This window comes from Bacteroides sp. LFL-34 (genome assembly GCF_027257075.1).
Classification (GTDB): domain Bacteria; phylum Bacteroidota; class Bacteroidia; order Bacteroidales; family Bacteroidaceae; genus Bacteroides; species Bacteroides ovatus.
Map to the genome: position 1 here is coordinate 251,164 of NZ_JAPQKZ010000002.1, position 26,264 is coordinate 277,427.

The following is a 26,264-nucleotide window of genomic DNA, read 5'->3' on the forward strand; positions in this document are numbered from 1 at the left end:
TTTTTTTCATCTATATACTATGATTTATGCAACAGAATAAAACTGCTTCTCAACGAAAAACTATTAACCCGGCTTGCTGGGTACCTACTGCTTATTTTGCAATGGGACTTCCCTTTATTGCTATTAATCTGGTTTCTGTTTTCATGTTTAAGGATCTTGGAATTTCGGATACGCAAATTGCATTCTGGACTTCTCTGATTATGATGCCTTGGACACTGAAATTTTTGTGGAGCCCTTTTCTTGAAATGTATCGGACGAAAAAATTCTTCGTATTGATTACAGAATTATTGAGTGGTGTATTGTTTGGAGTAGTAGCCTTTTCTTTGTTTTTCGATTACTTTTTCGCCATAAGTATCTCTACGATGGCAGTGATTGCTTTTAGTGGAGCAACGCACGATATTGCTTGTGATGGTGTATATATGGCTGAATTGAACAAAGAAGATCAGGCAAAATATATCGGAGTGCAGGGTGCTTTTTATAATGTAGCCAAATTGGTTGCTAATGGAGGATTAGTTGCTATGGCAGGAGCATTGGCAGAGCACTTCGGAGCAATAGAAGGTGCTTCGATAGATGCTAACAAAGGAGCATATTCATCTGCATGGATGATTATTTTCGGCGTAATTGCGGCAATAATGGTACTGATCGGTATTTATCATATAAAAATGTTACCTTCTACACAGGTTCCGTCAACAACAAAGAAAACTGCATCGGAGGTTGGGCACGAATTGGTAGCAGTCATTGCTAACTTCTTTACTAAAAAGCATATTCTTTATTACATCTGTTTTATTATTTTATATCGTTTGGCAGAAGGCTTTATCATGAAAATAGCTCCGCTGTTTTTACGTGCTTCAAGGGATGTAGGCGGCTTAGGACTGTCGTTAACAGAGATCGGCACGCTAAATGGTATCTTTGGTTCCGCTGCTTTCGTTTTAGGCTCATTGTTGGCAGGTATTTATGTTTCTAAGTTCGGATTGAAAAAGACACTATTTACTCTCTGCTGTATTTTTAATCTTCCGTTTGTAGCCTATACTTTTTTGGCAGTTGCACAGCCTACTAATGTATATCTGATCGGAACTTGTATAACAATGGAATATTTTGGTTATGGCTTTGGTTTTGTCGGACTGACGTTGTTTATGATGCAACAGATTGCTCCAGGCAAACATCAAATGTCACATTACGCATTTGCTTCAGGAATCATGAATCTGGGAGTGATGCTTCCGGGAATGGTTAGTGGTTATCTTAGTGACTTATTAGGATATCGTAATTTCTTTATCTATGTGTTAATTGCAACTATTCCAGCTTTTCTGATTACTTATTTCATACCTTTCACGTATGATGACTCAAAAAATAAATAATATAAAATCAACGATTATGAATAAAATTCAAATTCCTTGGGAAGATCGTCCTGTCGGATGTACGGACGTTATGTGGCGTTACTCACAAAATCCAGTTATCGGACGTTATCATATTCCTTCATCTAATAGTATTTTCAATAGTGCTGTTGTTCCTTTTGAGGATGGTTTTGCAGGCGTATTCCGTTGTGATAACAAAGCTGTACAGATGAATATCTTTGCAGGTTTTAGTAAGGACGGAATTCATTGGGATATCAATCATGAACCTATTCAGTTTAAAGCAGGTAACACGGAAATGATTGAGTCGGAATATAAATACGACCCTCGTGTTACATGGATTGAAGACCGTTATTGGGTGACTTGGTGTAATGGCTATCATGGCCCTACGATTGGTATTGCCTATACTTTTGACTTTAAGGAGTTTTTCCAGTGCGAAAATGCTTTCTTGCCTTTCAATCGTAATGGTGTACTTTTCCCGCAGAAGATCGATGGCAAGTATGCGATGTTGAGTCGTCCCAGTGATAATGGACATACTCCGTTTGGCGATATATACATCAGCTATAGTCCGGATATGAAATATTGGGGTGAACACCGTTGTGTAATGAAAGTGACTCCTTTCCCGGAAAGCGCTTGGCAGTGTACGAAGATTGGTGCAGGTTCAGTTCCTTTCCTTACAGATGAAGGCTGGTTGCTGTTCTATCATGGTGTAATCACTACTTGTAATGGTTTCCGTTACGCTATGGGAGCTGCCATATTGGATAAAGATCATCCGGAAAAAGTTCTTTACCGTACACGTGAATATCTGCTTGGTCCGGCTGCTCCTTACGAACTTCAAGGTGACGTTCCTAATGTCGTATTCCCCTGTGCTGCTTTGCAAGATGGTGAACGTGTTGCTGTTTATTATGGTGCGGCAGATACTGTGGTAGGTATGGCCTTCGGATATATAAAAGAGATTATTGATTTTACGAAACGAACGAGTATCATTTAATAAAGATATGAAACGTATTATATTAACTTACACACTTGCTTTTTCCCTTCTTTCCGCCTATGCGGGGGAAGGGGGGAGCCCTCCCCTTAAAAATACGGATAAAAGTCTTTTGATAGATTATGTGGATCCTTTTATCGGAACTACAAATTTCGGAACGACCAATCCGGGAGCGATTTGCCCCAATGGTATGATGTCTGTGGTTCCTTTCAATGTGATGGGATCTTCCGAAAACACATACGATAAAGATGCCCGATGGTGGTCTACGCCTTATGAATATACAAATTGTTTCTTTACCGGATATGCTCATGTGAATTTGAGTGGAGTCGGTTGTCCGGAATTAGGTTCTTTATTATTGATGCCTACTACCGGAGAACTGAATGTGGATTATAAAGAATATGGTAGTAAGTATAAGGATGAACAGGCCTCACCGGGCTATTATTCTAATTATCTGACTAAATATAATGTAAAAACAGAAGTTTCGGCTACTCCGCGTAGCGGTATTGCCCGGTTTACTTTCCCAAAAGGGAAAAGCCACATCCTGCTGAATTTGGGTGAGGGGTTAACGAATGAGAGTGGCGCTATGCTTCGTCGTGTAAGCGATAGCGAAGTGGAAGGAGTCAAACTACTTGGCACATTTTGTTATAATCCTCAAGCTGTATTCCCCATTTACTTTGTATTGCGGGTTAAGAAGAATCCTTCTGCAACAGGGTATTGGAAGAAACAACGTCCGATGATGGGGGTTGAGGCTGAATGGGATAAGGATCAGGGAAAGTATAAACTTTATACTCGCTACGGAAAAGAAATAGCAGGAGATGACATTGGTACTTATTTCTCCTTCGATACAGAAGAAGGTGAACAAGTAGAAGTACAAATGGGAGTTTCTTTTGTAAGCATAGAAAATGCCCGTTTGAATCTGGATCGTGAACAGGCTGGAAAGGATTTTGAGAAGATTCATGCGGAAGCACGTTCCAAATGGAATCATGACTTGTCACGCATAACAGTGGAAGGTGGTACAGATGCCCAAAAGACTGTGTTTTATACAGCGCTTTATCATTTGCTGATTCATCCTAATATTTTGCAGGATGTAAACGGAGAATATCCGGCAATGGAAAGTGATAAGATCCTGACAACCAAAGGTGATCGCTATACCGTATTTTCTCTTTGGGATACCTACCGCAATGTTCATCAATTGCTGACCTTGGTTTATCCGGAACGTCAGATGGAAATGGTGCGCACAATGCTTGATATGTATCGTGAACATGGATGGTTGCCTAAGTGGGAATTATATGGCAGAGAAACATTGACAATGGAAGGTGATCCGAGTATTCCGGTAATTGTAGATACCTGGATGAAAGGTTTGCGTGACTTTGATGTTGATTTGGCTTATGAGGCAATGTACAAATCTGCTACGTTACCGGGGGCGGAAAACTTGATGCGTCCTGATAATGATGATTATATGTCTAAAGGATATGTACCCCTTCGTGAACAGTATGACAATTCCGTCTCTCATGCATTGGAATATTATATTGCCGATTTTGCATTGTCTCGTTTTGCAGCTGCTTTAGGTAAAAAGAAAGATGCAGAGATGTTCTATAAACGTTCTTTAGGATACAAACATTATTATAGTAAAGAATTTGGTACTTTCCGTCCGATTCTCCCCGATGGAACGTTTTATAGCCCGTTTAATCCGAGACAAGGAGAGAACTTTGAACCGAATCCCGGTTTCCATGAAGGTAGTTCCTGGAATTATACGTTCTATGTACCACATGATGTATATGGCTTGGCGAAATTAATGGGGGGAAAGAAACCTTTTATCGATAAACTACAAATGGTTTTTGACGAAGGACTTTACGACCCGGCAAATGAACCGGATATTGCTTATGCTCATTTATTCTCATACTTTAAAGGTGAAGAATGGCGTACGCAGAAAGAGACGCAGCGTTTATTAGATAAGTACTTTACAACAAAACCTGATGGTATTCCAGGAAATGATGATACGGGAACGATGTCTTCCTGGGCTATTTTCAATATGATCGGTTTTTATCCGGATTGTCCCGGACTGCCCGAATATACATTGACGACTCCGGTCTTTAATAAGGTAACGATCCGGTTAGATCCGAAATGGTATAAAGAGAACGAATTGGTGATTGAAACCAATCGTACTCAACCAGGAGCTTTATATATTGATAAGGTACTATTGAATGGCAAGAAGTTCAATAAATATCATATCACACATGATGAACTTGTTCACGGCAAATATTTAAAGTTTGATTTGAAATAACACACAGTGTTTCATAGGTATCGTTTTTGGGTTGACAGGGCTGTCGGACTTCTTATAGTCCGGCAGCCCATTTTTTTACATTTACTTCTGTTATTACTTCTTCGAAAATAGTGACGGTATATGCCCGGGATAGTGACGGTATCGGACTAAGATAGCGTCACTATTTGTCTTGGATACCGTCACTATCTTACTTTTATTAAATTATACTCCGTAGTATTTTTAGTTATTCTCTGTTTTATAGGTGATTACAAAAATCTATTCCATACGTCTACTATGTAAATCGTATGCAATAAAATAAAAAATGAGAAGAAATTTATTTAAACATATCCTTTGGATATTGATACTTGCAGAGTGTTTTCCTCTATTGGCAATTGCCGGATCGCAGCAAAAGGAACAACGTTATAAAATAGCCGTATGTGACTGGATGATTCTGAAACGTCAGAAAATCGGTTCATTCCAATTGGTACACGAATTGAATGGTGACGGTGTAGAATTGGATATGGGTGGTCTTGGCAAGAGGGAAATGTTTGATAATAAATTGCGCGAGCCCCATTTCCAGCAGTTATTTCGTGAAACTGCTCAAAAATATCAATTAGAAGTTTCTTCTATTGCTATGTCCGGTTTCTATGGACAGTCTTTTCTGGAACGAGCTAACTATAAAGATTTAGTTCAGGATTGCCTTCATGCCATGAAAGTGATGAATGCCAAAGTTGCCTTTCTTCCTTTGGGAGGAATCAAAGCCGGATGGGAAAAGATTCCGGCACTACGGACAGAAGTTGTAAAACGCTTGAAGGAGGTAGGAGATATGGCAGCTTCTGAAGGGGTGGTGATTGGTATTGAAACTCAATTGGATGCAAAAGGAGATGTGAAACTACTGAAAGAAATTAATTCTCCCGGAATCAAGATCTATTTTAAATTTCAAAATGCATTGGAGAATGGAAGGGATTTGTGCAAGGAGTTGAAGATTCTGGGGAAAAAGAGGATTTGCCAGATTCACTGTACGGACACAGATGAAGTGACTTTACCTTATAATGAACGATTGGACATGAATAAGGTGAAAAAGACGCTGGATAAGATGGGATGGATTGGATGGCTGGTAGTAGAACGTTCGCGCGATAAGGATGACGTGCGGAACGTGAAAAAGAATTATAGTACGAATATTAAGTATTTGAAAGAGGTGTTTCAACAGAGATAGGAGGATATTATGATATAGTTAATATTACAAAGAGAGAGAAAAAAATGCAAAATCTATTTTTTTTATTCTTTTAAGTGATTACATATTTTTTGATTGTACGTCTTTCCTTAAAAGAACTTTTAGATTTTGAAGATATAATGTATTATTTTTGTTTAAATTAAAATTTAATCTATGAAGAGTAAGATGAAGATTAAAATGAAAGTTGTCGGGAGCATAGCTTGTTTATCGATGATTTTATTTATGGGCTCTTGCGCTGGAGATGGTTTTGATGAAGAAACCTTCTCCGGTGGCGTGACGAATACGCAATTGGATTCGCCGAAAGCATCGGATGTGGCTTTTGAAAAACTGGCTACAACTGAAAATAATGTAAAAGTTACTTGGTCTGTTGTTATGGGGGCAGGTGGTTATAAATTTTCTATGTACATTGTAGATGACCCTGATCATCCTGTAGCTGTAGTGAAGGACAGTATTGTAGACGGGACGGCTGTAGTATGTCCTTGGGTAGAAGATACGAACTATAAGGTTGAGATTGCAGCATTGGGGAATGAAAAGTTGAATAATACAGCTTCCGTTTCCGCCACTGAAATCAGTTGGTCTACACTTGTTGCCGCAACGCTTGTTCCTAATGGTACAGACTTGACTACATATTTTGCTGAACATCCGGTGACTACGGGAAAAGATACAGAAGTTGCTTTCGAACTGGAAGCAGGAGGGACATATTATATTTCAGGAGATTTGAACTTTGGCGTAAATAATGTACAGTTGCGCGGAAATAAAACACGCGGGAATGCGAATGTGAAATTCACTGCTCCGGCTTCTATTATTACTTGTGGTGGAGGATTAGCCTTGAAGTTTATCAACTTTGATTGTGATGTAGTGACAGATGGGGCTTTTTTAAAGTTTGGTGATGTTCCGGAAGAGATATTGGATACAAAGAGAACCGATCATGGAAAAGTAACTAATCCTATGGTTATTCAATCTTGCAATATCAAGGCTGTTAGAAAATACTTAGTTCACATTAACGGAAAGAAGTATGGTATTCAAAATTTTGCAATCAGAAATTGTGTAATAGATTGCTATCAAGCTGCTGACCTGATAAACTTTAACTCTAGCAGTTCGATTGTGAAAGACTTCGAAATAAGTAACTCTACGATTTATAGTCATAACCAAAACGGTTCTCGTTTTTTACGTTATGGAGGTGGACAAACAACCAGTTATGATGGTTGGTCAAGAGGATCGATGACATTTATAAGCAATACATTCTATAATCTCTCCTATTCCGGACAGAGTTTTAATGGCAATGGTTGGTCACAGACACATAATGAGGTAATTTCAAAGAACAATTTGTTTATTGACTCATTTTCGGGAAATTTCAATCGTCGTATAAGAATGCAGGGTACAAAGGTAGCTGCAACTTTTGAAAATAACTGTTATTGGTACAATGGCGCATTGCCACTGGATGAGACTTCAAATCGTGCGGATGGTGATAAGAGCAATTCTGCTTATGGCGTGGATCCGGGATTCGCTGATGCTGCAAACGGTGATTTTACTCCGAGTGCTCCCGAAGTATTTGCTCATGGTAGTGGCGACCCGCGTTGGTTAAATTAAAAAGATAATAAATCTAGAATACGATAAAGATGAAACATAAGAATATATATAGAATCAGTATCAGCCTGCTTCTAGCTTTTGTGATGGCTTTGCCGACAATAGCACAGAATACTAAAACATTCAAAGGAGTTGTGCTGGATGAGACCGAGCAACCTATTATTGGAGCTGCCATAAAGGTTGTAGGAACAACAGTGGGAACAATAACGGATTTAGATGGAAATTTCACATTGAATGTTCCTGATGGTAAGGAAGTGGAAATCTCTTATATAGGATATGTACCACAACGTTTTTCTGCTCCATTCAAATTGACAAAGATCATCTTGAAGGAAGATACGCAGCAATTGGATGAAGTTGTAGTTGTGGGTTATGGTACGCAGAAGAAAGCGCATTTGACTGGTGCTATCGCCACTGTTCCCGTTGATGATATTCAGGATATTTCAAGTGGAAGTTTGGCCAGTACATTGAGCGGTTTGGCAAATGGTATCTCTGTAAACGGAGGTGATACTCGTCCGGGACAAAACGCTACGATTACTATTCGTCAGAATGGTGAGTTGGAAGAAATGGGAGGTACCAACCTGCAGCCATTGTATGTTATTGATGGTTACATTTATCCTACGGAAGTAAAAGTGGGAAGTACTTATACTAATTTGGGTGCGGAAGCGTTTAACAACTTAGATCCATCAGTTGTGGAAAGTATTTCTATCTTGAAGGATGCTTCTGCAGCAGTTTACGGTGCTCGTGCAGCAAATGGTGTTATTCTGGTAACCACAAAAAAGGGAAAGTTAGGTGCGCCTAAAATTTCATATAATGGAACATTTGGTATTACAGATGAAGTATCTCGTCCTAAGATGTTGAATGCGTATGAGTATGGCAAGTTATGGAATGCAGTACGTATGGCTGACCCGACGGAGACAAGTATTGATCCGTTAAGAGCTATTTTTCAGCAGGATGAGTTGAATGCCATGAAAAGTTTGCACTATGATTTACTGGATAAATATTGGGAATCCGCATTGACGCAGCAGCATAGTGTAAACCTGAGCGGTGCTACTGAAAAAGCCAGTTATTTTGCCGGAATTTCTTATTTTGATCAGGATGGTAACTTAGGTAAGCTGGATTACAATCGTTGGAATTACCGTGCTGGTGTAGATGTGAAAATCAGCAAGTGGATAAAAGCGAATGTACAGGTCTCCGGTGATTATGGAAAGAAAAATACTCCTCTGAATCAGGTCGGAGGTTCGTCTGCAGAGAAAGATTACAATACGCTGTTGACACATCCTTATTATATTCCCGAATATGTGGGTGAATATGCGGTAGCTGCTTACGGTCCTACTAATTCATCGGTAAGTAATATTCAGAATTACAATTTCAATGTACTTCAGAATAATGGCGACTATAAACGAAACATGACATCAAACATGAATATTAATGCCGGGTTGGAATACGATTTCGGATGGAATAAATGGTTGAAAGGACTGAAATTGAAGTTTACTTATTCGAAGAGTGTCAATACGAATAAGACAAATGATTATGGTACTTCTTATAATCTTTATTATTTGGAGACTCGTTCTGGTAGTGGAGAACATTTGTATACTCCAATTGAAGGAGCGGATAACAGTGCATTTGAAAATACTAGTTTTTATTTGGCAAATAGTGGAAAACCGGTGGTTAACTCCAGTACAAGTGATATTACTGGATATTTGTCTCGTTCCATGACTCGTTCGGATAACTATCAGATGAACTTTACTGCAGCATATAATAGGGATTTCGGACTACATTCTGTAGGAGGTTTATTCTCCATTGAAAAGTCTGAATCAGAAACAGAATATTTGTACGGTATGGTTACTAACCCATACGAATTTACGACAGGACAATCTAATTCGGTAGACTGGAATAGTACTCCTAGTACAGAATTCACTCGTTTTGAGTCGGGTAATTTATCTTATATCGGTCGTTTGAATTATTCTTATGATAACAAATATTTACTGGAGTTCCTGCTTCGTTCGGATTCTTCCACCAAGTTTGCTCCTGAAAATTATTGGGGATTTTTCCCGTCAGTATCTGCTGGTTGGGTGGTTTCACAAGAAGAATGGTTTACTAAGAACGTTACATGGATTGATTACTTAAAGTTGCGTGCATCTTTTGGTTTGACCGGTCGTGATAATACAACAGCATGGCAATGGTTGCAGACTTACGGAACAGATAAGGATAAAGGGCCAGTATTTGGCACTAGTACAGAGGCCAATGCCGGTAGTCACCTCACAATGAATAAAAACAATGCAGCAATCAATCGGGATGCTCATTGGGATAAATCTTATAAAGGTAATTTGGGGCTTGATTTCAATGTTCTCGATAATCGTTTATCATTCAATATTGACGCTTACTATGAATGGAACCGTGAGATGTTGCTTAGTTATAATGCCTCTGTTCCATCTACAGTGGGAGCTAATTCTGCGAAAGTGAATTATGGAGAATTGAATACTTATGGTGTCGAACTGTCTGCTACATGGAGAGACAAGATAGGTAAGGATTTTAAGTATAAAATTCAGTTGAACACCGGGTATAGTGATAATGAGATTTTGGTAAGAGACTGGGATCAGAAGCCTACTTATAAGAGCTATAAGAAGGGTGATCGTTTGGATCAAGGCATCTGGGGTATGCAGTGTATCGGTATGTTCCGCAGCTATCAGGATATTGACGAGTATTTTGCCAAGTACAATATTACTTCCTATATGGGTAACGTTAAAGAAGATGTAAAACCGGGTATGTTGATTTATAAAGACGTGCGTGGAGCCAGACAAGATGATGGTACATACGCCGGACCGGATGGTGTGGTTAGCTCTGAAGATGACCAAGTACGGTTATCTAATCGAAGCAATCCTTACAGCATGACAATGAACCTGAACGCAGAATGGAAGGGGCTTTCTTTGACAGCTCAGTTTAATGCGAGCTGGGGTGGTTATAGTTTCTTGCCTGATGATGCAATTTCTTTAGGAAACCAAGGAACATCGGCTAATAAGTATAATGATTTGGAATATGCAAATATGCCTTCGTTCTGGACTACAGACAATATGTTTGTGTATAACGACGTAGTAGATGCAGCAGGTAATGTAGTGGTGAAAGCCAATCGCAATGGAAAATATCCGAACTTGAGATGGGGCAGCGTGAATGCAGTAACTTCTTCTTTCTGGAGAGTAAGCGGAACACGTGTCAAACTGAATCGCGTTACATTAGCTTACCGTATACCGTCAAAATATACAAAAATGATAGGTATCGAAAGTTGCCGTTTTAACATTACAGGACAGAATCTATTAAGTTTCTATAATCCTTATCCGGATAATTTTATTGATCCGATGACTACTTATGGGAATTATCCTACCCTGCGTAAATTCACGATTGGTGTTAATTTAACATTCTAAAAGAACAGTAAAATGAAAAGAAAAAATATATTCCGTATCAGCGTAGCTTTTTGGGCGATGACTGCGTTTACTTCTTGTAGCGACCAGTTCATGCAAGACAAGCAGAACTTTGACAGCACTACTGCCGATGCTTATAATTATTGGAGTGGTGCACTGGGACGTGTAGCAGATGTTTATAGAGTATGTCTGCCAGATCCTAAGGCTACTCCCAGTTCAATGTATAACAGTACCGGTTTAGCAGACGACCAATCTAAGTCGACTGAAGAATATAGTGGATTCAGTGCTTTTGTCGATCCACTCAAGCCGTTGACTTATCAAACCGGAAATAATCCTGTACCTGATTACTTTGAAGGAACGAAAGGTGATCCTATAACTTCCGCTTATGGACGTATTCGTAATATTAATGATGTCATTGCAGGCATTGAAGGAAGCACGCTTTCGCAGGAAGAAAAGAATGAGTTGTTAGGGCAGGTTTACTTCTTTCGTGCATGGTGCTATTATAATTTGGTGAAATGGTATGGTGGTGTGCCCATCATTACGGAAGTACAGGAACCTGTTGAAAGTTCTGTTGTTCCCCGTTCTTCCGCAAAGGATTGTTTCAAATTTATTTGTGACGATTTGGAGAGAGCTGAAACATTGTTAGCACCTTTTACGGGAGCCGGACAATGGATGTCTGGTGATAATTACGGTCGTGTTACTTCCGGTACAGCAGTGGCTTTGTTGGGTCGAGTACGTGTACTATATGCCAGTCCGTTATTTAATCGCTCCAATGATTTGTCTCGTTGGACACAGGCTTACAATGATATAAAAAGATCTATTGACGTGCTGACAGCTGCCGGATATGGCTTGGCTAATGAAAGTAATCCCGGTGTGAACGCTTCCGGTTGGGCTAATCTTTTTACTGAAGTGCCGAGTCAAGAAGCTGTATTTGTAACGCTACACAACACGCTGACGGAAGGAGTTCCTGATTATCGTAAGAATAATACATGGGAAAATGGCATCCGGCCGTACAATGCTAGAGGAGGAGGTGGCAAAACACCTTCCGCCATGTTGGTAGATATGTTTCCTATGTCTGACGGCAAGATACCTGCAACTTGTGAAACATACAATACGTTAACTAAATCAGATATACCTTATTATCGCGAATTTCCTTTCGTCGATCGTGATCCGCGCTTCTATCGTACATTCGCTTTCCCGGGAGTTCGTTGGTCGTTTGTCGGTAATCCTACGACACAAGGGAACCGATACCCGCACAATGGTCCTGATTATGAACTTTGGAACTATACCTGGTATACGGATGCAGCTTATGTAGATGATATTGAAGCCAATAGCAGTGTGACCTATGGCGCTGATGGTCTCCTTAATGATGTAAAAGGTTTTTATGTACGTAAACGCTCTGATGACAGAGATGTGAATGCTATTGCCCGTTATGTCTATGATGAAAAGTCCGGGGGATTCACACGTTCTGCCGCGCCGTATATGGAGATTAGATATGCGGAAGTATTACTTAATTATGCAGAAGCAGCATGTAATGCGGGTGAGATGGGAGTTGCCGTTGATCAATTACAAAAAATCCGTGCTCGTGTTGGTTATAAAGCTGAAAATAATTATGGATTGGAAGCAGGTTTGGATGGTGACCAAGCTAAATGTATGGCAGCTATCATGTATGAACGTCAAATTGAATTGGCATACGAAGGAAAACGTTTCGATGATATGCGTCGCTGGATGTTGTTTGATGGCGGCATAGAACTTCCTGAAGGTGCGCCTGCTACTTGGAAACTGACTGGCTGGGGTGGAAACACATGTACATATCTTGGTTTTAAGCCACTCAACGGACAACGTCGCGAGAATCTTGAATTCCGTACAACTGTAAACGGTGGCATTGGTGGAACAAATGTTGACGACGATCCGTTAGTAAAAGCTGGAATTACCCGTCCGGCTGCAATGGATTTGAGAAAGGATCTTGCCAGCGAACAGGATAGGCTGAAAGGATTTTATTCAAATTATTTGACCCGTAAGACAAAGAAAGGCGATTCTTATGATGATAGCCATTCTCCATTGTATATCGCGTTCCTTCCAAGGTATTATATCCTTGGTTTCCATCAAGGTATCCAGGGTAATAATAGTACATTGCTGCAAACCATCGGCTGGGGAGATTACAACAACGGTGGCGCAAACGGTACTTTTGACCCGCTGGCTGAATAAAAAACTCAACTTCCTTCGATAAGAACCCTGCATTTCGGTGCAGGGATAATTACATCGGAGATGAATCACAGGATGCTTCGGCATCGAAAACCATAGAAATTCACCGGTTCCTCCCTCTTTTCTTTGAGAAGACGGCAGGAATTGGTGAATTTTTGTTCGTTAAATCAGCTGATTTTAGTTATCTTTGCCTTCGCAAACTTCTCAAAACGCTTCCCCAAGCCTGCTGAATGCCTGCAAACTTCCAGAAACGCTTTCCCAAGCTTGTAAAATGCCGGAAAACTTTTTAAATCGCTTTTGCAAGCTTGAAAAACGCCTGCAAATTTTAAAAAATGCTTTCACAGGTATGCAAAACGTCCGCGAATTTACAGCAACCATTTCGCGGGCTTGTCCGGACTTCGAATTTTTCAGAGATAGATAGAACAAGTATGAATCCCGAAAGAAAAAATTATGGGAAGTTATCAAAAAGCAGACGGTATCACACTGTCACAACTGAACAACACTGAGTACACCAATTTCATGAATCGTGTGCTGACACTCCTCACCGCAGGAAGTATTTCCAAACTGACAGTAACAAACATCGTGAACAGCATCAAGCCGAAGTTGGTACAAATGGAAGACCTGGTGAACCGTTCCACGGCCAACGCCGAAACAAAGGATTTACTGAAACTGGATGCCGAACGCGATTCGTATGTCAGTTATTTGTTGGCTACTGTCCGTGCGGCCAAAAACTCACCGTTGGCAGCGCAACGAGATGCATATAATACCTTGGAAATCACGGTGCGCCCTTATACCGGACTGGCACGCATGCGCAATATGGAGGAAACGGCAGCCATCAGCGGACTACTGCTTGATTTCCGCAAGGAAGCCGTGAAAACCGCCGTTACGGCACTCAATTTGGATGCCATATTAACGGCACTCGAAACCGCCAATAAAAACTATTCGGCACTGACAGACGCCCGTTCCGTTACTCGTACAGCAGAATCGGTTGCGGACTCAAAGACTGTGCGTGCGCAGCTTGATTCACTCTACGATGACTTGGTGATGCACATAACCGCTGTCAATATACTGACTCCCTCCATAACGGAAGCTTCAGCGTTTCTTACTGCTCTCAACCAAGTCATAGCCGAAACAAAAGCTGCTTATAATCGTCGTAAAGGTATTACGGCTCCCTCAAAGCCTTCCGGAGGCAACGGAACGATAACGCCTGGTGAAGGTGAAGCTCCCGATCCTGATGAAGGCGGTGGAGTAACTCCTCCTTCCGGTGGCAGCGACAGTGGCGAAGCTCCCGATCCGGCTCTCTGACGGCAGCTAATAGAAGAGAAAATGTGAAAAGAGGGAATCTTAAGATTCCCTCTTTTCTTTTACACCAAGCTATTCCGGTTATTCGGATTTCGTGTGTGACACATTCCTTCCTTCGTCGTTTTTTCTTCCGATAGAGAAATGACCGGCAGAAAAAGACACTTTTCAGCAAAGTGATTCTCGATAGTACTACACGGACCATTGGAGACTGGAAAGTCGTTTCTCTCCCCCGCATTTGATAAAAGATCATCATCACTGATTACAAATCTTTTCTTCTTTCGTCTTATTATTGTATTTTTGAATTAACAACTTCACAAAACCAAATAAAAATGAAGAAGAAACAGGTACTTTTAGCAGTTTTTGCTGCAACAATGTTGACTCCGACCGTTGCATGGGCGCAATACCCACAAATATCTGGCGAAGCCAAAGAAAATTATACAAAAATGATGACTGAAGAGCGGAAACGCTCTGATGAAGCATGGGCAAAAGCGTTGCCGATAGTACAAAAAGAAGCTAGAGAAGGACGTCCATATATTCCTTGGGCTGGTCGTCCGTACGATTTGCCGCAGGCTGATATCCCTTCATTCCCAGGTGCTGAAGGTGGTGGTATGTACAGTTTTGGGGGTCGTGGAGGTAAAGTGATAACTGTCACAAATCTGAATGATCGTGGACCGGGTTCTTTCCGTGAAGCATGTGAAACTGGTGGTGCACGTATTATTGTATTCAATGTTGCTGGTATCATCCGTCTGGAATCTCCGATTATCGTCCGTGCTCCTTACGTAACTATTGCCGGACAAACAGCTCCGGGAGACGGTGTTTGTATTGCTGGAGAATCATTTTGGGTAGATACACATGATGTGGTGGTACGTCACATGCGTTTCCGTCGTGGAGAAACGAAAGTATGGCATCGTGATGACTCTTTCGGAGGTAACCCTGTTGGTAATATAATGATCGACCACTGCTCTTGTACGTGGGGATTGGATGAAAACATTTCTTTCTATCGCCACATGTACGACCCGAGTGAAGGACAATATGAAAGCAAAGACTTGAAACTTCCTACTGTAAACGTAACTATTCAAAATACTATCTCGGCAAAAGCGTTAGATACATACAATCATGCATTTGGTAGTACGTTAGGTGGTGAGAACTGTGCATTTGCCCGTAACCTTTGGGCTAGTAACTCCGGACGTAATCCTTCTATCGGCTGGAATGGCATATTCAATTTCGTTAATAATGTAGTATTCAATTGGGTGCACCGTTCTTCCGATGGTGGTGATTATACCGCAATGTTCAATATGATTAACAACTACTACAAACCGGGACCTGCTACTCCTAAGGATTCCAATGTAGGACATCGTATCTTGAAACCGGAAGCAGGACGTAGTAAGCTGGATCATAAAGAATATGGGCGAGTATATGCCGACGGAAATATAATGGAAGGCTATCCTGAAATAACTAAAGACAACTGGAATGGCGGTATTCAGATTGAAACTCAACCGAACACTGACGGATATACTGAATACATGCGTAGCTATAAGCCGTTCGAGATGCCGTATATCAATATCATGGGGGCTAAAGATGCTTATGACTATGTATTGAAACATGTAGGTGCGAATATTCCTTGTCGTGATATTGTTGACGAACGCGTGATTGAAGAAGTAAGAACAGGTATTCCTTATTATGAAAAGAAACTTCCTAAAGACGCTTATGGTGACTTGACAGGTTTGTCTCCTAAGTCAATGGGGGAAGACGGACAGTTCAAGTATCGTCGTTTGCCGAAAGATTCTTATAAGCAGGGTATTATTACTGATGTTCGCCAGATGGGTGGTTATCCTGAATACAAAGGTACTCCTTATGTTGATACAGACAAAGATGGTATGCCGGACGAATGGGAAATTGCTAACGGATTAAATCCGAACGATCCGAGTGATGCCAATAAAGACTGTACTGGTGACGGATATACGAATATTGAAAAATATATCAACGGTATCAGCACAAAGCATAAAGTAGATTGGAGAGATATGAAGAACAACTACGATACATTGGCTGAAAAAGGAAAATTAATGTAATTATGAAAAAGATACTGATACTATCATTGCTTTTTATTTCCGGTTGGATGTCTGCGCAAGCAGTCGACTTAAATAAAGAGAACCGTGATCCTGAATATGTAAAGTCTATTGTCGGCCGATCACAAAAGATCGTTGATAAACTCGGACTTACAGATGCGAAAATAGCCGAAGATGTTCGCAATGTCATAGCCAATCGTTACTTCGAATTAAATGATATTTATGAGGTACGGGATGCGAAAGTCAAGAAAGTAAAAGAATCCGGGTTGACTGGTGAGGCTAAAAATGAAGCTTTGAAAGCTGCGGAAAATGAAAAAGATGCGGCGCTATATCGTTCACATTTCGCTTTTCCTGCCAATTTATCTCTCTTTCTTGATGAAAAGCAAATAGAAACTGTTAAAGATGGCATGACTTATGGAGTAGTAAAAGTGACTTATGACTCACATCTGGACATGATTCCTACTTTGAAAGAAGAAGAAAAAGCTCAAATCTATGCTTGGTTGATAGAGGCACGTGAATTTGCGTTGGATGCAGAAAATTCGAATAAGAAACACGCTGCTTTCGGAAAATACAAAGGACGTATCAACAACTATCTGGCTAAACGTGGATATGACCTGAAGAAAGAACGAGAGGAATGGTATAAACGTATAAAAGCCCGTGGAGGTTCTATATAATTAAAAAATAAGATACTATAAAAAGAAGTGAAATTCTTTCCCATTGTAAATGGTTAGTTTGTTTGATGGTGGAAAGGGTGGCTCGGAGAGTCGCCCTTTTATCGTATATAAATTTTGAATCTATTGATTCTTCTAGTATATTTGAGTACAAACGGCGCTTTCCATCGTCTCCTCTGTATAAAAGATACAAATATAGAATATAGAAATGAAAAAGTTAAGAAATACATTAGCCGCAATAAGTCTTCTGTTTCTGGCTTCTTGTGGGGGGAACAAAGACTACTACATGTTCACTTCGTTTCATGAACCGGCTGATGAGGGGTTGAGATACTTATATAGTGAGGACGGAATTCACTGGGACAGTATTCCGGGAGTTTGGCTAAAGCCGGAACTGGGACAGCACCAGCTCATGCGGGATCCCTCGATGGTACGTACTCCGGATGGAACCTACCATTTGGTCTGGACTACAAGTTGGAAAGGTGATTTAGGATTTGGCTACGCACATTCCAAAGATCTGATCCATTGGTCGGAACAACAGATGATTCCTGTAATGGCAGACGAACCGACTACTATTAATGTATGGGCTCCGGAAATTTTCTATGACGACGAGAACGATCAGTTTATGGTAGTATGGGCTTCCTGTGTCCCCGGGCGTTTCGAAAAGGGGATAGAAGAAGAGAATAATAATCATCGTTTATACTATATCACTACAAAAGATTTTAAAACCGTTTCGAAAGCAAAACTTTTGTATGATCCGGGATTCAGTACCATTGATGCCGTTATCGTGAAACGGGCAAAGAATGACTATGTAATGGTACTCAAAGATAACACCCGTCCAGAACGTAATCTGAAAATCGCTTTTTCCGATTCTATGACCGGTCCTTATTCGCCCGCATCCCAGCCTTTCACTGAATCCTTTGTAGAAGGACCGTCTGTAGAGAAAGTGGGAGACGATTATCTAATCTATTTTGATGTATATAAGAAAAAAATATATGGCGCTATGCGTACGAAGGATTTCCGGAACTTTACAGATGTAACAGAAGAGGTAAGCATCCCTGTGGGGCATAAGCATGGAACCATATTTACGGCTCCGGAATCAGTCGTAAAAGCATTGCTGGAAGAAAAGAAATAAACCCGGAAACAATTTTAAATCAGAATAAATCATGAACAACTCTGCTAAAATTCTTGTTGTACTGGCTGCCGGTTGGTTGACTACTACAGCCTTTGCACAAGATAGAATTCATTATACAGGAAAAGAATTATCGAATCCTGCTTGTCACGACGGACAACTGTCTCCGGTAGTCGGAGTACATAACATTCAGTTGGTACGTGCCAATCGTGAACATCCCGATGCTTCGAACGGCAATGGATGGACGTATAATCATCAGCCGATGCTGGCTTATTGGAATGGACAGTTTTTCTATCAATACCTGGCAGATCCTTCTGACGAACACGTACCGCCTTCACAGACTTTTCTGATGACATCGAAGGATGGATATCGCTGGACAAATCCGGAAATTGTGTTTCCTCCTTATCAAGTTCCCGATGGATACACCAAAGAGTCTCGTCCGGGTGTGCAGGCCAAAGATCTGATTGCCATTATGCACCAGCGTGTCGGATTCTATGTTTCTAAATCCGGCAAGCTGATTACAATGGGAAATTATGGAGTTGCTTTGGATAAAAAAGATGATCCCAATGATGGAAACGGTATTGGCCGGGTGGTTCGTGAAATAAAGAAAGACGGTTCTTACGGACCGATCTATTTCATTTATTATAATCATGGATTTAATGAAAAGAATACTGATTATCCGTATTTTAAGAAAAGCAAGGATCGTGAGTTTGTGAAGGCTTGCCAGGAAATTCTTGACAATCCGCTGTATATGATGCAGTGGGTGGAAGAAGCCGACCGTGAAGATCCTATTCTCCCGCTGAAGAAAGGATACAAAGCATTCAATTGTTATACATTGCCGGATGGACGTATTGCCAGTCTTTGGAAACATGCGCTTACCTCTATCAGTGAGGATGGCGGACATACTTGGGCAGAGCCTGTGCTTCGTGCAAAAGGTTTCGTTAATAGCAACGCGAAAATTTGGGGACAGCGTTTAAGTGATGGTACATACGCTACTGTATATAATCCGTCGGAATTTCGTTGGCCGCTGGCTATATCTTTGAGTAAAGATGGATTGGAATATACAACATTGAATCTGGTGCATGGTGAAATCACTCCCATGCGTTATGGAGGAAATTATAAATCATACGGTCCTCAATATCCACGTGGTATTCAGGAAGGCAATGGGGTACCTGCCGATGGTGATTTGTGGGTTTCTTACAGTGTGAACAAGGAAGATATGTGGATTTCCCGTATTCCTGTCCCGGTGGAAATAAATGCTTCAGCACATGCGGATGATGATTTCTCTAAAAATAAATCAATTGCGGAACTGACTGACTGGAATATTTATTCTCCGGTTTGGGCTCCTGTTTCTTTGGAGGATCAATGGTTGAAGTTGCAGGATAAAGATCCGTTTGATTATGCCAAAGTGGAACGTAAAATTCCGGCTTCTAAAGAATTGAAAGTATCATTTGATTTGAAAGCCGGCCAGAATAATAAAGGCACACTCCAGATTGAATTTCTGGATGAGAATGGAATAGCCTGTTCCCGTATAGAACTTACTGATGATGGCATTTTTCGATTGAAAGGCGGCTCCCGGTTTGCAAATATGATGAAATATGAAGCAGGAAAGATTTATCATGTAGAAGCAGTCCTTTCTACTGTTGATCGTAATATTCAAGTGTATGTAGATGGCAAGAGAGTAGGGTTGCGTATGTTCTATGCGCCCGTGGCTGCTGTGGAGCGAATCGTATTCCGTACTGGCGTACCTCGTACATTCCCGACTGTAGATACTCCTGCCGACCAGACTTATGATCTGCCGAATGCAGGTGCGCAAGATCCATTGGCTGAATATGGCATTGCCAATGTAAAAACATCTTCTACAGATAAAGATGCGTCTTCTGCTTTTTTAAAGTATGCTGACTTCAGTCATTATGCAGACTATTTCAACGGTATGGAAGACGAAAATATTGTTCAGGCAATTCCCAATGCAAAGGCTTCGGAATGGATGGAGGAAAATATTCCTTTGTTCGAGTGTCCGCAACATAACTTTGAAGAAATGTATTATTATCGTTGGTGGTCATTGCGTAAGCATATCAAAGAGACTCCTGTTGGCTATGGCATGACCGAGTTTCTCGTTCAGCGTTCTTATTCAGATAAATATAATTTGATTGCCTGTGCAATTGGACATCACATTTATGAAAGCCGTTGGTTGCGTGATCCGAAATATTTGGATCAGATTATTCATACATGGTATCGTGGCAATGATGGCGGTCCGATGAAGAAAATGGATAAGTTCAGCTCATGGAACGCAGATGCTGTTTTGGCTCGTTACATGGTAGATGGTGATAAGGACTATCTGCTGGATATGAAGAAAGATCTGGAAACCGAATACCAGCGTTGGGAACGTACGAACCGTTTGAAGAACGGATTGTATTGGCAGGGTGACGTACAGGATGGTATGGAAGAATCAATCAGTGGCGGACGGAGGAAGAAATATGCCCGGCCGACAATCAATAGTTATATGTATGGCAATGCTAAAGCACTTTCATGTATAGGAATTCTTTCCGGTGATGAGGGGATGGCTATGAAATATGGCATGAGAGCAGATACTTTGAAAAATCTGGTAGAAAATGAATTGTGGAATACACGTCATCAGTTTTTTGAGACGATGCGTACGGACTCTTCCGCGAATGTGCGTGAAGCAATCGGATATATTCCTTGGTATTTCAACCTGCCGGATACCACCCAAAAGTATGAAATTGCCTGGAAAGAAATTATGGATGAAAAAGGCTTTTCTGCTCCTTATGGACTGACAACTGCAGAACGTCGTCATCCGGAATTCCGTACACGTGGAGTAGGCAAGTGTGAGTGGGACGGTGCTATCTGGCCGTTTGCTTCCGCACAGACATTGACAGCAATGGCTAACTTTATGAATAATTATCCGCAGACTGTATTGTCTGACAGTGTATATTTCCGTCAGATGGAATTGTATGTGGAATCACAGTATCATCGTGGTCGTCCCTATATTGGTGAATATTTGGATGAGGTGACCGGTTATTGGCTGAAAGGAGATCAGGAACGTAGCCGTTATTATAATCATTCCACTTTCAACGACCTGATAATTACAGGATTGATCGGACTTCGTCCACGTTTGGATAATACGATTGAAGTGAACCCCTTAATTCCTGCCGACAAGTGGGATTGGTTCTGCCTGGATAATGTATTATATCATGGTCATAATCTGACGATTCTTTGGGATAAGAATGGTGATCGCTATCATTGCGGAAAAGGATTGCGCATTTTTGTAGATGGTAAGGAAGTAGGGCAGGCGAATACATTGACAAAAATCGTTTGTGAAAATGCACTTAAATGATAATTTTGCGGAGTGCCCTGAAAGGGTTTAATTATATAGCGTAGGGCAACGCCCTACGTAAAAGCGACAATCTGAATTTGCGCCCTGAAAGGGCATAATTGTATATGGTTCCGCCCTTTCAGGGCTTGTGGCTGGTGTGTTTTTTTCGTAGGGTGTTGCCCTACGCTATATAATTAAGCCCTTTCAGGGCACCCCAATAAATATATAATTGTAAGGCTTTCAGCCTAACTGCAAAATTCCCATTTAACCGATAAATTCTCATTTATCGAACAAATAAAAGATACTTGAAAAATGAAATTCAAAAAGATTCTTCTTTCATTGCTAATTTGTTTGTCTTGTTTTGTACAGGCGAAGAATATAACCATCAGTCGTCTTACCTGTGAGATGCAGGAGGGACTGGTAGTGGTCGAAGGTTCACCCCGTTTGGGCTGGGTGATGGAATCGCCGGAAAATGGGACACGACAATCTGCCTATGAGATTGATATTCGGGAAGCTTTTACAGGGCGTTCCGTTTGGAATAGTGGGAAGGTTTATTCTTCGCAGAGCCAGTTAGTTTCTACAAAGGGGGCAGATATACGTCCTGATAACTCATTTAATTATAGTTGGCGCGTTCGTGTTTGGGATGAAACAGATACACCTTCCGAGTGGAGCAGTGAAGCGAAATTCCGGGCAGTACCCGAAAGATTATCTTCGGGGCAGTGGATTGGAGCTATTACCCGACAAAATGCTCATTTACCGGAAGGGCGTAAGTTCCACGGTGGAGAGCTGAAGAAACCGGAAGTGAAAGCTGCTTGGGAAGCAGTGGACACTTTGGCAAAGAAAAGTATTTGTTTGAGAAGAACATTCCAGGTAGGAGATGCGAAAGAAGGGGGTGCAAACCGTAAACCGGGCAAGAAAATAGTGGAGGCAACGGCATACGTTTGTGGTCTGGGATTCTATGAGTTTTCTTTGAATGGCAAAAAGGTGGGTAACAGTGAGTTTGCCCCATTGTGGAGTGATTATGATAAAACTGTTTACTATAACACATACGATGTGACGGAACAATTGCGGCGTGGTGAAAATGTCGTAGGAATCTTATTGGGGAATGGATTCTATAATGTGCAGGGGGGGCGTTATCGCAAATTACAGATCAGCTTTGGTCCTCCCACACTTTTATTTGAGCTGGTTATTAACTACGAAGATGGAACATGTACGACGGTTCATTCCGATAATAATTGGAAATATGATTTTAGTCCGGTAACCTTCAATTGCATATATGGAGGAGAAGATTATGATGCGCGTCGTGAACAGAAAGGATGGAATCAGATTGGCTTTGATGACAGTCATTGGCGTCCGGTAGTCATACAGGAAGCTCCTAAAGGAATACTTCGTCCACAGATGGCGGCTCCGGTGAAAATCATGGAACGGTATGATATTCAAAAGGTAACCAAACTAAATGCGGACCAAGTTGCATCAGCTTCTGTATCAACTAAGAGAACAGTCGATCTTTCTGCTTTTGTGTTGGATATGGGACAGAATTTGGCTGGCTTTCCGGAAATAACAGTACGTGGCAAACGTGGTCAGAAAGTAACTTTGATTGTAGCCGAAGCATTGACAGAGGAAGGTGCTTGCAATCAGCGTCAGACAGGGCGTCAACACTATTACGAATACACTCTGAAAGGGGAAGGCGATGAAACCTGGCACCCTCGTTTCTCTTATTATGGTTTTAGATATATTCAGGTAGAGGGGGCTGTCTTAAAAGGACAGAAGAATCCGCAGAAATTGCCTGTATTAAAGAATATTCAATCCTGTTTCGTCTATAATTCAGCCAGGAAAGTTTCCACTTTCGAATCATCCAACCGGATATTTAATGCTGCCCATCGATTGATCGAGAAAGCGGTTCGCAGCAATATGCAGTCTGTGTTTACGGATTGTCCGCATCGTGAGAAACTTGGGTGGCTGGAACAGGTACATCTGAATGGTCCGGGTTTGTTGTATAACTATGATTTGACAGCATACGCTCCGCAGATTATGCAGAATATGGCAGATGCACAACATTCCAACGGGGCCATGCCGACAACTGCTCCGGAATACGTGATTTTTGAAGGTCCGGGTATGGATGCTTTTGCCGAATCTCCGGAGTGGGGTGGTTCTTTGGTTATTTTCCCTTTTATGTACTATGAGACTTATGGAGACGATTCATTGATTAAGAAATATTATCCGAATATGCGTCGTTACGTGGATTATCTCAAGACTCGTGCAGATAAAGGTATTCTTTCTTTCGGATTGGGAGACTGGTATGATTACGGAGATTTTCGTGCGGGATTCTCACGGAATACGCCCGTTCCTTTGGTGGCTACTGCGCATTATTACATGACAGTCATGTATTTGGTACAAGCTGCGAAAATGGTAGGTAATGACTTTGACATTCATTATTACACTTCGTTGGCACAGGATATAATGGTTGCATTTAATAAATGTTTTCTTCATAAAGATACGGCACAATATGGTACAGGAAGCCAATGTAGTAATGCGCTTCCGCTGTTCCTCCAAATGACGCAGGATGAAGATGAACAAGGTAACTACCGACCGGATGCAGATTTGAATGAGAAAGTATTCGCGAATCTGATAAAAGATGTGGAAGCACATGGCAACCGTTTGACTACCGGTGATGTGGGAAACCGTTATCTGATTCAGACATTGGCGCGTAATGGGGAACATGAACTTATTTATAAAATGTTCAATCATGAAGAAGCTCCCGGATATGGTTTCCAGTTAAAATTCGGCGCTACAACTTTGACCGAGCAATGGGACCCCCGTCAAGGTTCTTCCTGGAATCACTTTATGATGGGACAGATTGATGAATGGTTCTTTAATTCACTGGTCGGTATTCGTCCTTCTACCACTCCAAAACAAGGTTATCAGAAGTTCATCATCGCTCCCCAACCTGTGGGAGATTTGAAATATGTCAAAGCGTCGTATGAAACTTTATACGGTACCATTAATGTGGACTGGACTTGTGAGAATGGGACTTTCACTTTAAACGTGTCTGTTCCGGTGAATACTACCGCTGTTGTTTATCTCCCGGGCGGAAAAGAACCGAAAGAAATACAGAGCGGAACATATCAATTGGTTTGTGCAAAATAAAAGAACCTTTTTGTATATATTTGTAGAATTAAAAAACAATGTATTCGTATAAAAAATCATGCAGCATCTTTATTTTAATCATGTAGCATGTTTGAAAAAAACATCTCAATGATTGTCTTCAAACATTGGGAAGAAAAAAAGATTCTATTAGCATGATTTTTTAGAAGGAAACGATGAAATATACTTTAATAATATCGATTATGAATTTACGAACAACTCTTTTTGTCTTTCTTTGCTTCTGTGCAACCACAGTTCTTCGTGCCGAGCGTGTAGATATGCTGAAGGCCGGTGCAAAAGCAAATGGCAAGACTCTTAATACAAAGCTAATCAATTCAACGATTGACCGTCTGAACCGTGGCGGCGGAGGTACTCTTTTCTTTCCTGCCGGAACTTACCTGACGGGGAGTATCCATCTGAAAAGTAATATTACACTGGAGTTGGAAGCCGGAGCTACCTTGCTCTTTTCCGATAACTTTGATGACTATCTTCCTTTTGTCGAGGTTCGTCATGAAGGAGTGATGATGAAAAGTTTCCAGCCTTTGATTTATGCGGTAGATGCCGAGAATATTACGATCAAAGGAGAAGGAACTTTGGACGGACAAGGAAAGAAATGGTGGATGGAGTTCTTTCGTGTCATGATTGATTTGAAAGACAATGGCATGCGTGATGTGAATAAATATCAGTCCATGTGGGATGCAGCAAATGATACGACAGCAATTTATGCTGAAACGAACAAGGATTATGTAAATACATTGCAACGTCGCTTTTTCCGTCCTCCGTTCATTCAGCCCGTTCGTTGTAAGAAAGTAAAGATTGAAGGAGTGAAAATCATAAATTCTCCCTTCTGGACGGTCAATCCGGAGTTTTGCGACAATGTAACTATAAAGGGGATCACCATAGATAATGCGCCCTCACCAAATACGGACGGAGTGAATCCGGAATCCTGCCGCAACGTACATATCAGCGACTGCCATATATCAGTAGGAGACGATTGCATCACAATCAAGTCGGGAAGAGATGCGCAGGCCCGTCGTTTGGGAGTACCTTGCGAGAATATCACTATCACCAACTGCACCATGCTTTCCGGTCACGGAGGCGTTGTTATCGGCAGCGAGATGAGTGGGAGTGTGCGTAAAGTTACTATTTCTAATTGCGTGTTTGACGGAACAGATCGTGGAATCCGTATTAAGTCGACCCGTGGAAGGGGAGGAGTCGTTGAAGATATTCGTGTCAGCAACGTCGTAATGAGCAACATTAAACAGGAAGCTGTCGTATTGAATTTGAAATACAGTAAAATGCCTGTCGAACCTAAGAGTGAACGCACTCCGATATTCCGTAACGTACATATCAGCGGAATGACTGTGACAAACGTAAAGACTCCGATCAAAATAGTGGGCTTGGAAGAAGCGCCGATATCTGACATCGTTTTGCGTGATATTCACATTCAAGAAGGGAAACAGAAATGTATCTTCGAAAATTGTGAACGTATCACGATGGATGACGTAATCGTCAATGGTGAAGTAATTAAAAGCACCACAAATACTACAGATTAACACAGATTTTTAATTCGACT

Annotated in this window: 14 protein-coding genes; all 14 read left to right on the forward strand. The window is 41.1% G+C overall.

Annotated elements, in window-relative coordinates; genetic code table 11:
* Positions 1–26: 26 nt before the first annotated feature.
* Positions 27–1,355 (forward strand): MFS transporter, encoded by a 1,329-nt coding sequence (locus N5O98_RS01460; protein ID WP_004306233.1) that lies wholly within the window; start codon positions 27–29, stop codon positions 1,353–1,355.
* Between the two features lie 16 nt (positions 1,356–1,371).
* Positions 1,372–2,340 (forward strand): 1,4-beta-mannosyl-N-acetylglucosamine phosphorylase, encoded by a 969-nt coding sequence (locus tag N5O98_RS01465; RefSeq protein WP_004306232.1) that lies wholly within the window; start codon positions 1,372–1,374, stop codon positions 2,338–2,340.
* A 7-nt stretch (positions 2,341–2,347) separates the two neighbouring features.
* The gene (locus N5O98_RS01470; protein ID WP_004306231.1) at positions 2,348–4,621 is read left to right on the forward strand and encodes a GH92 family glycosyl hydrolase; all 2,274 of its coding nucleotides are present in this window, start codon (positions 2,348–2,350) and stop codon (positions 4,619–4,621) included.
* A 301-nt stretch (positions 4,622–4,922) separates the two neighbouring features.
* Complete coding sequence (locus N5O98_RS01475) at positions 4,923–5,816, forward strand: sugar phosphate isomerase/epimerase family protein (protein ID WP_022199817.1); 894 nt, start codon at positions 4,923–4,925, stop codon at positions 5,814–5,816.
* Between the two features lie 171 nt (positions 5,817–5,987).
* Positions 5,988–7,424 carry a DUF4992 family lipoprotein gene (locus tag N5O98_RS01480; protein ID WP_008640536.1) on the forward strand — a complete coding sequence of 479 codons (1,437 nt, stop codon included), beginning with the start codon at positions 5,988–5,990 and terminating at the stop codon, positions 7,422–7,424.
* Positions 7,425–7,453: 29 nt separating this feature from the next.
* Positions 7,454–10,840, forward strand: coding sequence for a SusC/RagA family TonB-linked outer membrane protein (locus N5O98_RS01485; protein WP_004311797.1), 3,387 nt, complete (start codon positions 7,454–7,456; stop codon positions 10,838–10,840).
* Positions 10,841–10,852: 12 nt separating this feature from the next.
* A complete protein-coding gene (locus tag N5O98_RS01490) occupies positions 10,853–13,045 on the forward strand; it encodes a RagB/SusD family nutrient uptake outer membrane protein (RefSeq protein ID WP_008640534.1) in 2,193 nt (730 codons plus the stop codon).
* Between the two features lie 447 nt (positions 13,046–13,492).
* A complete protein-coding gene (locus N5O98_RS01495) occupies positions 13,493–14,347 on the forward strand; it encodes a DUF6261 family protein (protein WP_004311799.1) in 855 nt (284 codons plus the stop codon).
* A gap of 326 nt (positions 14,348–14,673) precedes the next feature.
* Entirely contained in the window at positions 14,674–16,413 is a 1,740-nt protein-coding gene (locus tag N5O98_RS01500) for a thrombospondin type 3 repeat-containing protein (protein ID WP_008640526.1), read from the forward strand.
* 2 nt (positions 16,414–16,415) lie between these two features.
* Positions 16,416–17,084 (forward strand): DUF3826 domain-containing protein, encoded by a 669-nt coding sequence (locus N5O98_RS01505; protein ID WP_008640524.1) that lies wholly within the window; start codon positions 16,416–16,418, stop codon positions 17,082–17,084.
* A gap of 205 nt (positions 17,085–17,289) precedes the next feature.
* On the forward strand, positions 17,290–18,213 hold the full coding sequence (locus N5O98_RS01510) for a glycoside hydrolase family 43 protein (RefSeq protein ID WP_004300482.1): 924 nt from the start codon (positions 17,290–17,292) through the stop codon (positions 18,211–18,213).
* A gap of 31 nt (positions 18,214–18,244) precedes the next feature.
* Positions 18,245–21,565 carry an MGH1-like glycoside hydrolase domain-containing protein gene (locus tag N5O98_RS01515; RefSeq protein WP_118160968.1) on the forward strand — a complete coding sequence of 1,107 codons (3,321 nt, stop codon included), beginning with the start codon at positions 18,245–18,247 and terminating at the stop codon, positions 21,563–21,565.
* Between the two features lie 291 nt (positions 21,566–21,856).
* Positions 21,857–24,691 (forward strand): glycoside hydrolase family 78 protein, encoded by a 2,835-nt coding sequence (locus N5O98_RS01520; protein WP_195664442.1) that lies wholly within the window; start codon positions 21,857–21,859, stop codon positions 24,689–24,691.
* A gap of 200 nt (positions 24,692–24,891) precedes the next feature.
* Positions 24,892–26,244: a glycoside hydrolase family 28 protein gene (locus N5O98_RS01525; RefSeq protein WP_004306223.1), complete on the forward strand. Its 1,353-nt coding sequence runs from the start codon at positions 24,892–24,894 to the stop codon at positions 26,242–26,244.
* The last annotated feature ends 20 nt before the right edge of the window (positions 26,245–26,264 follow it).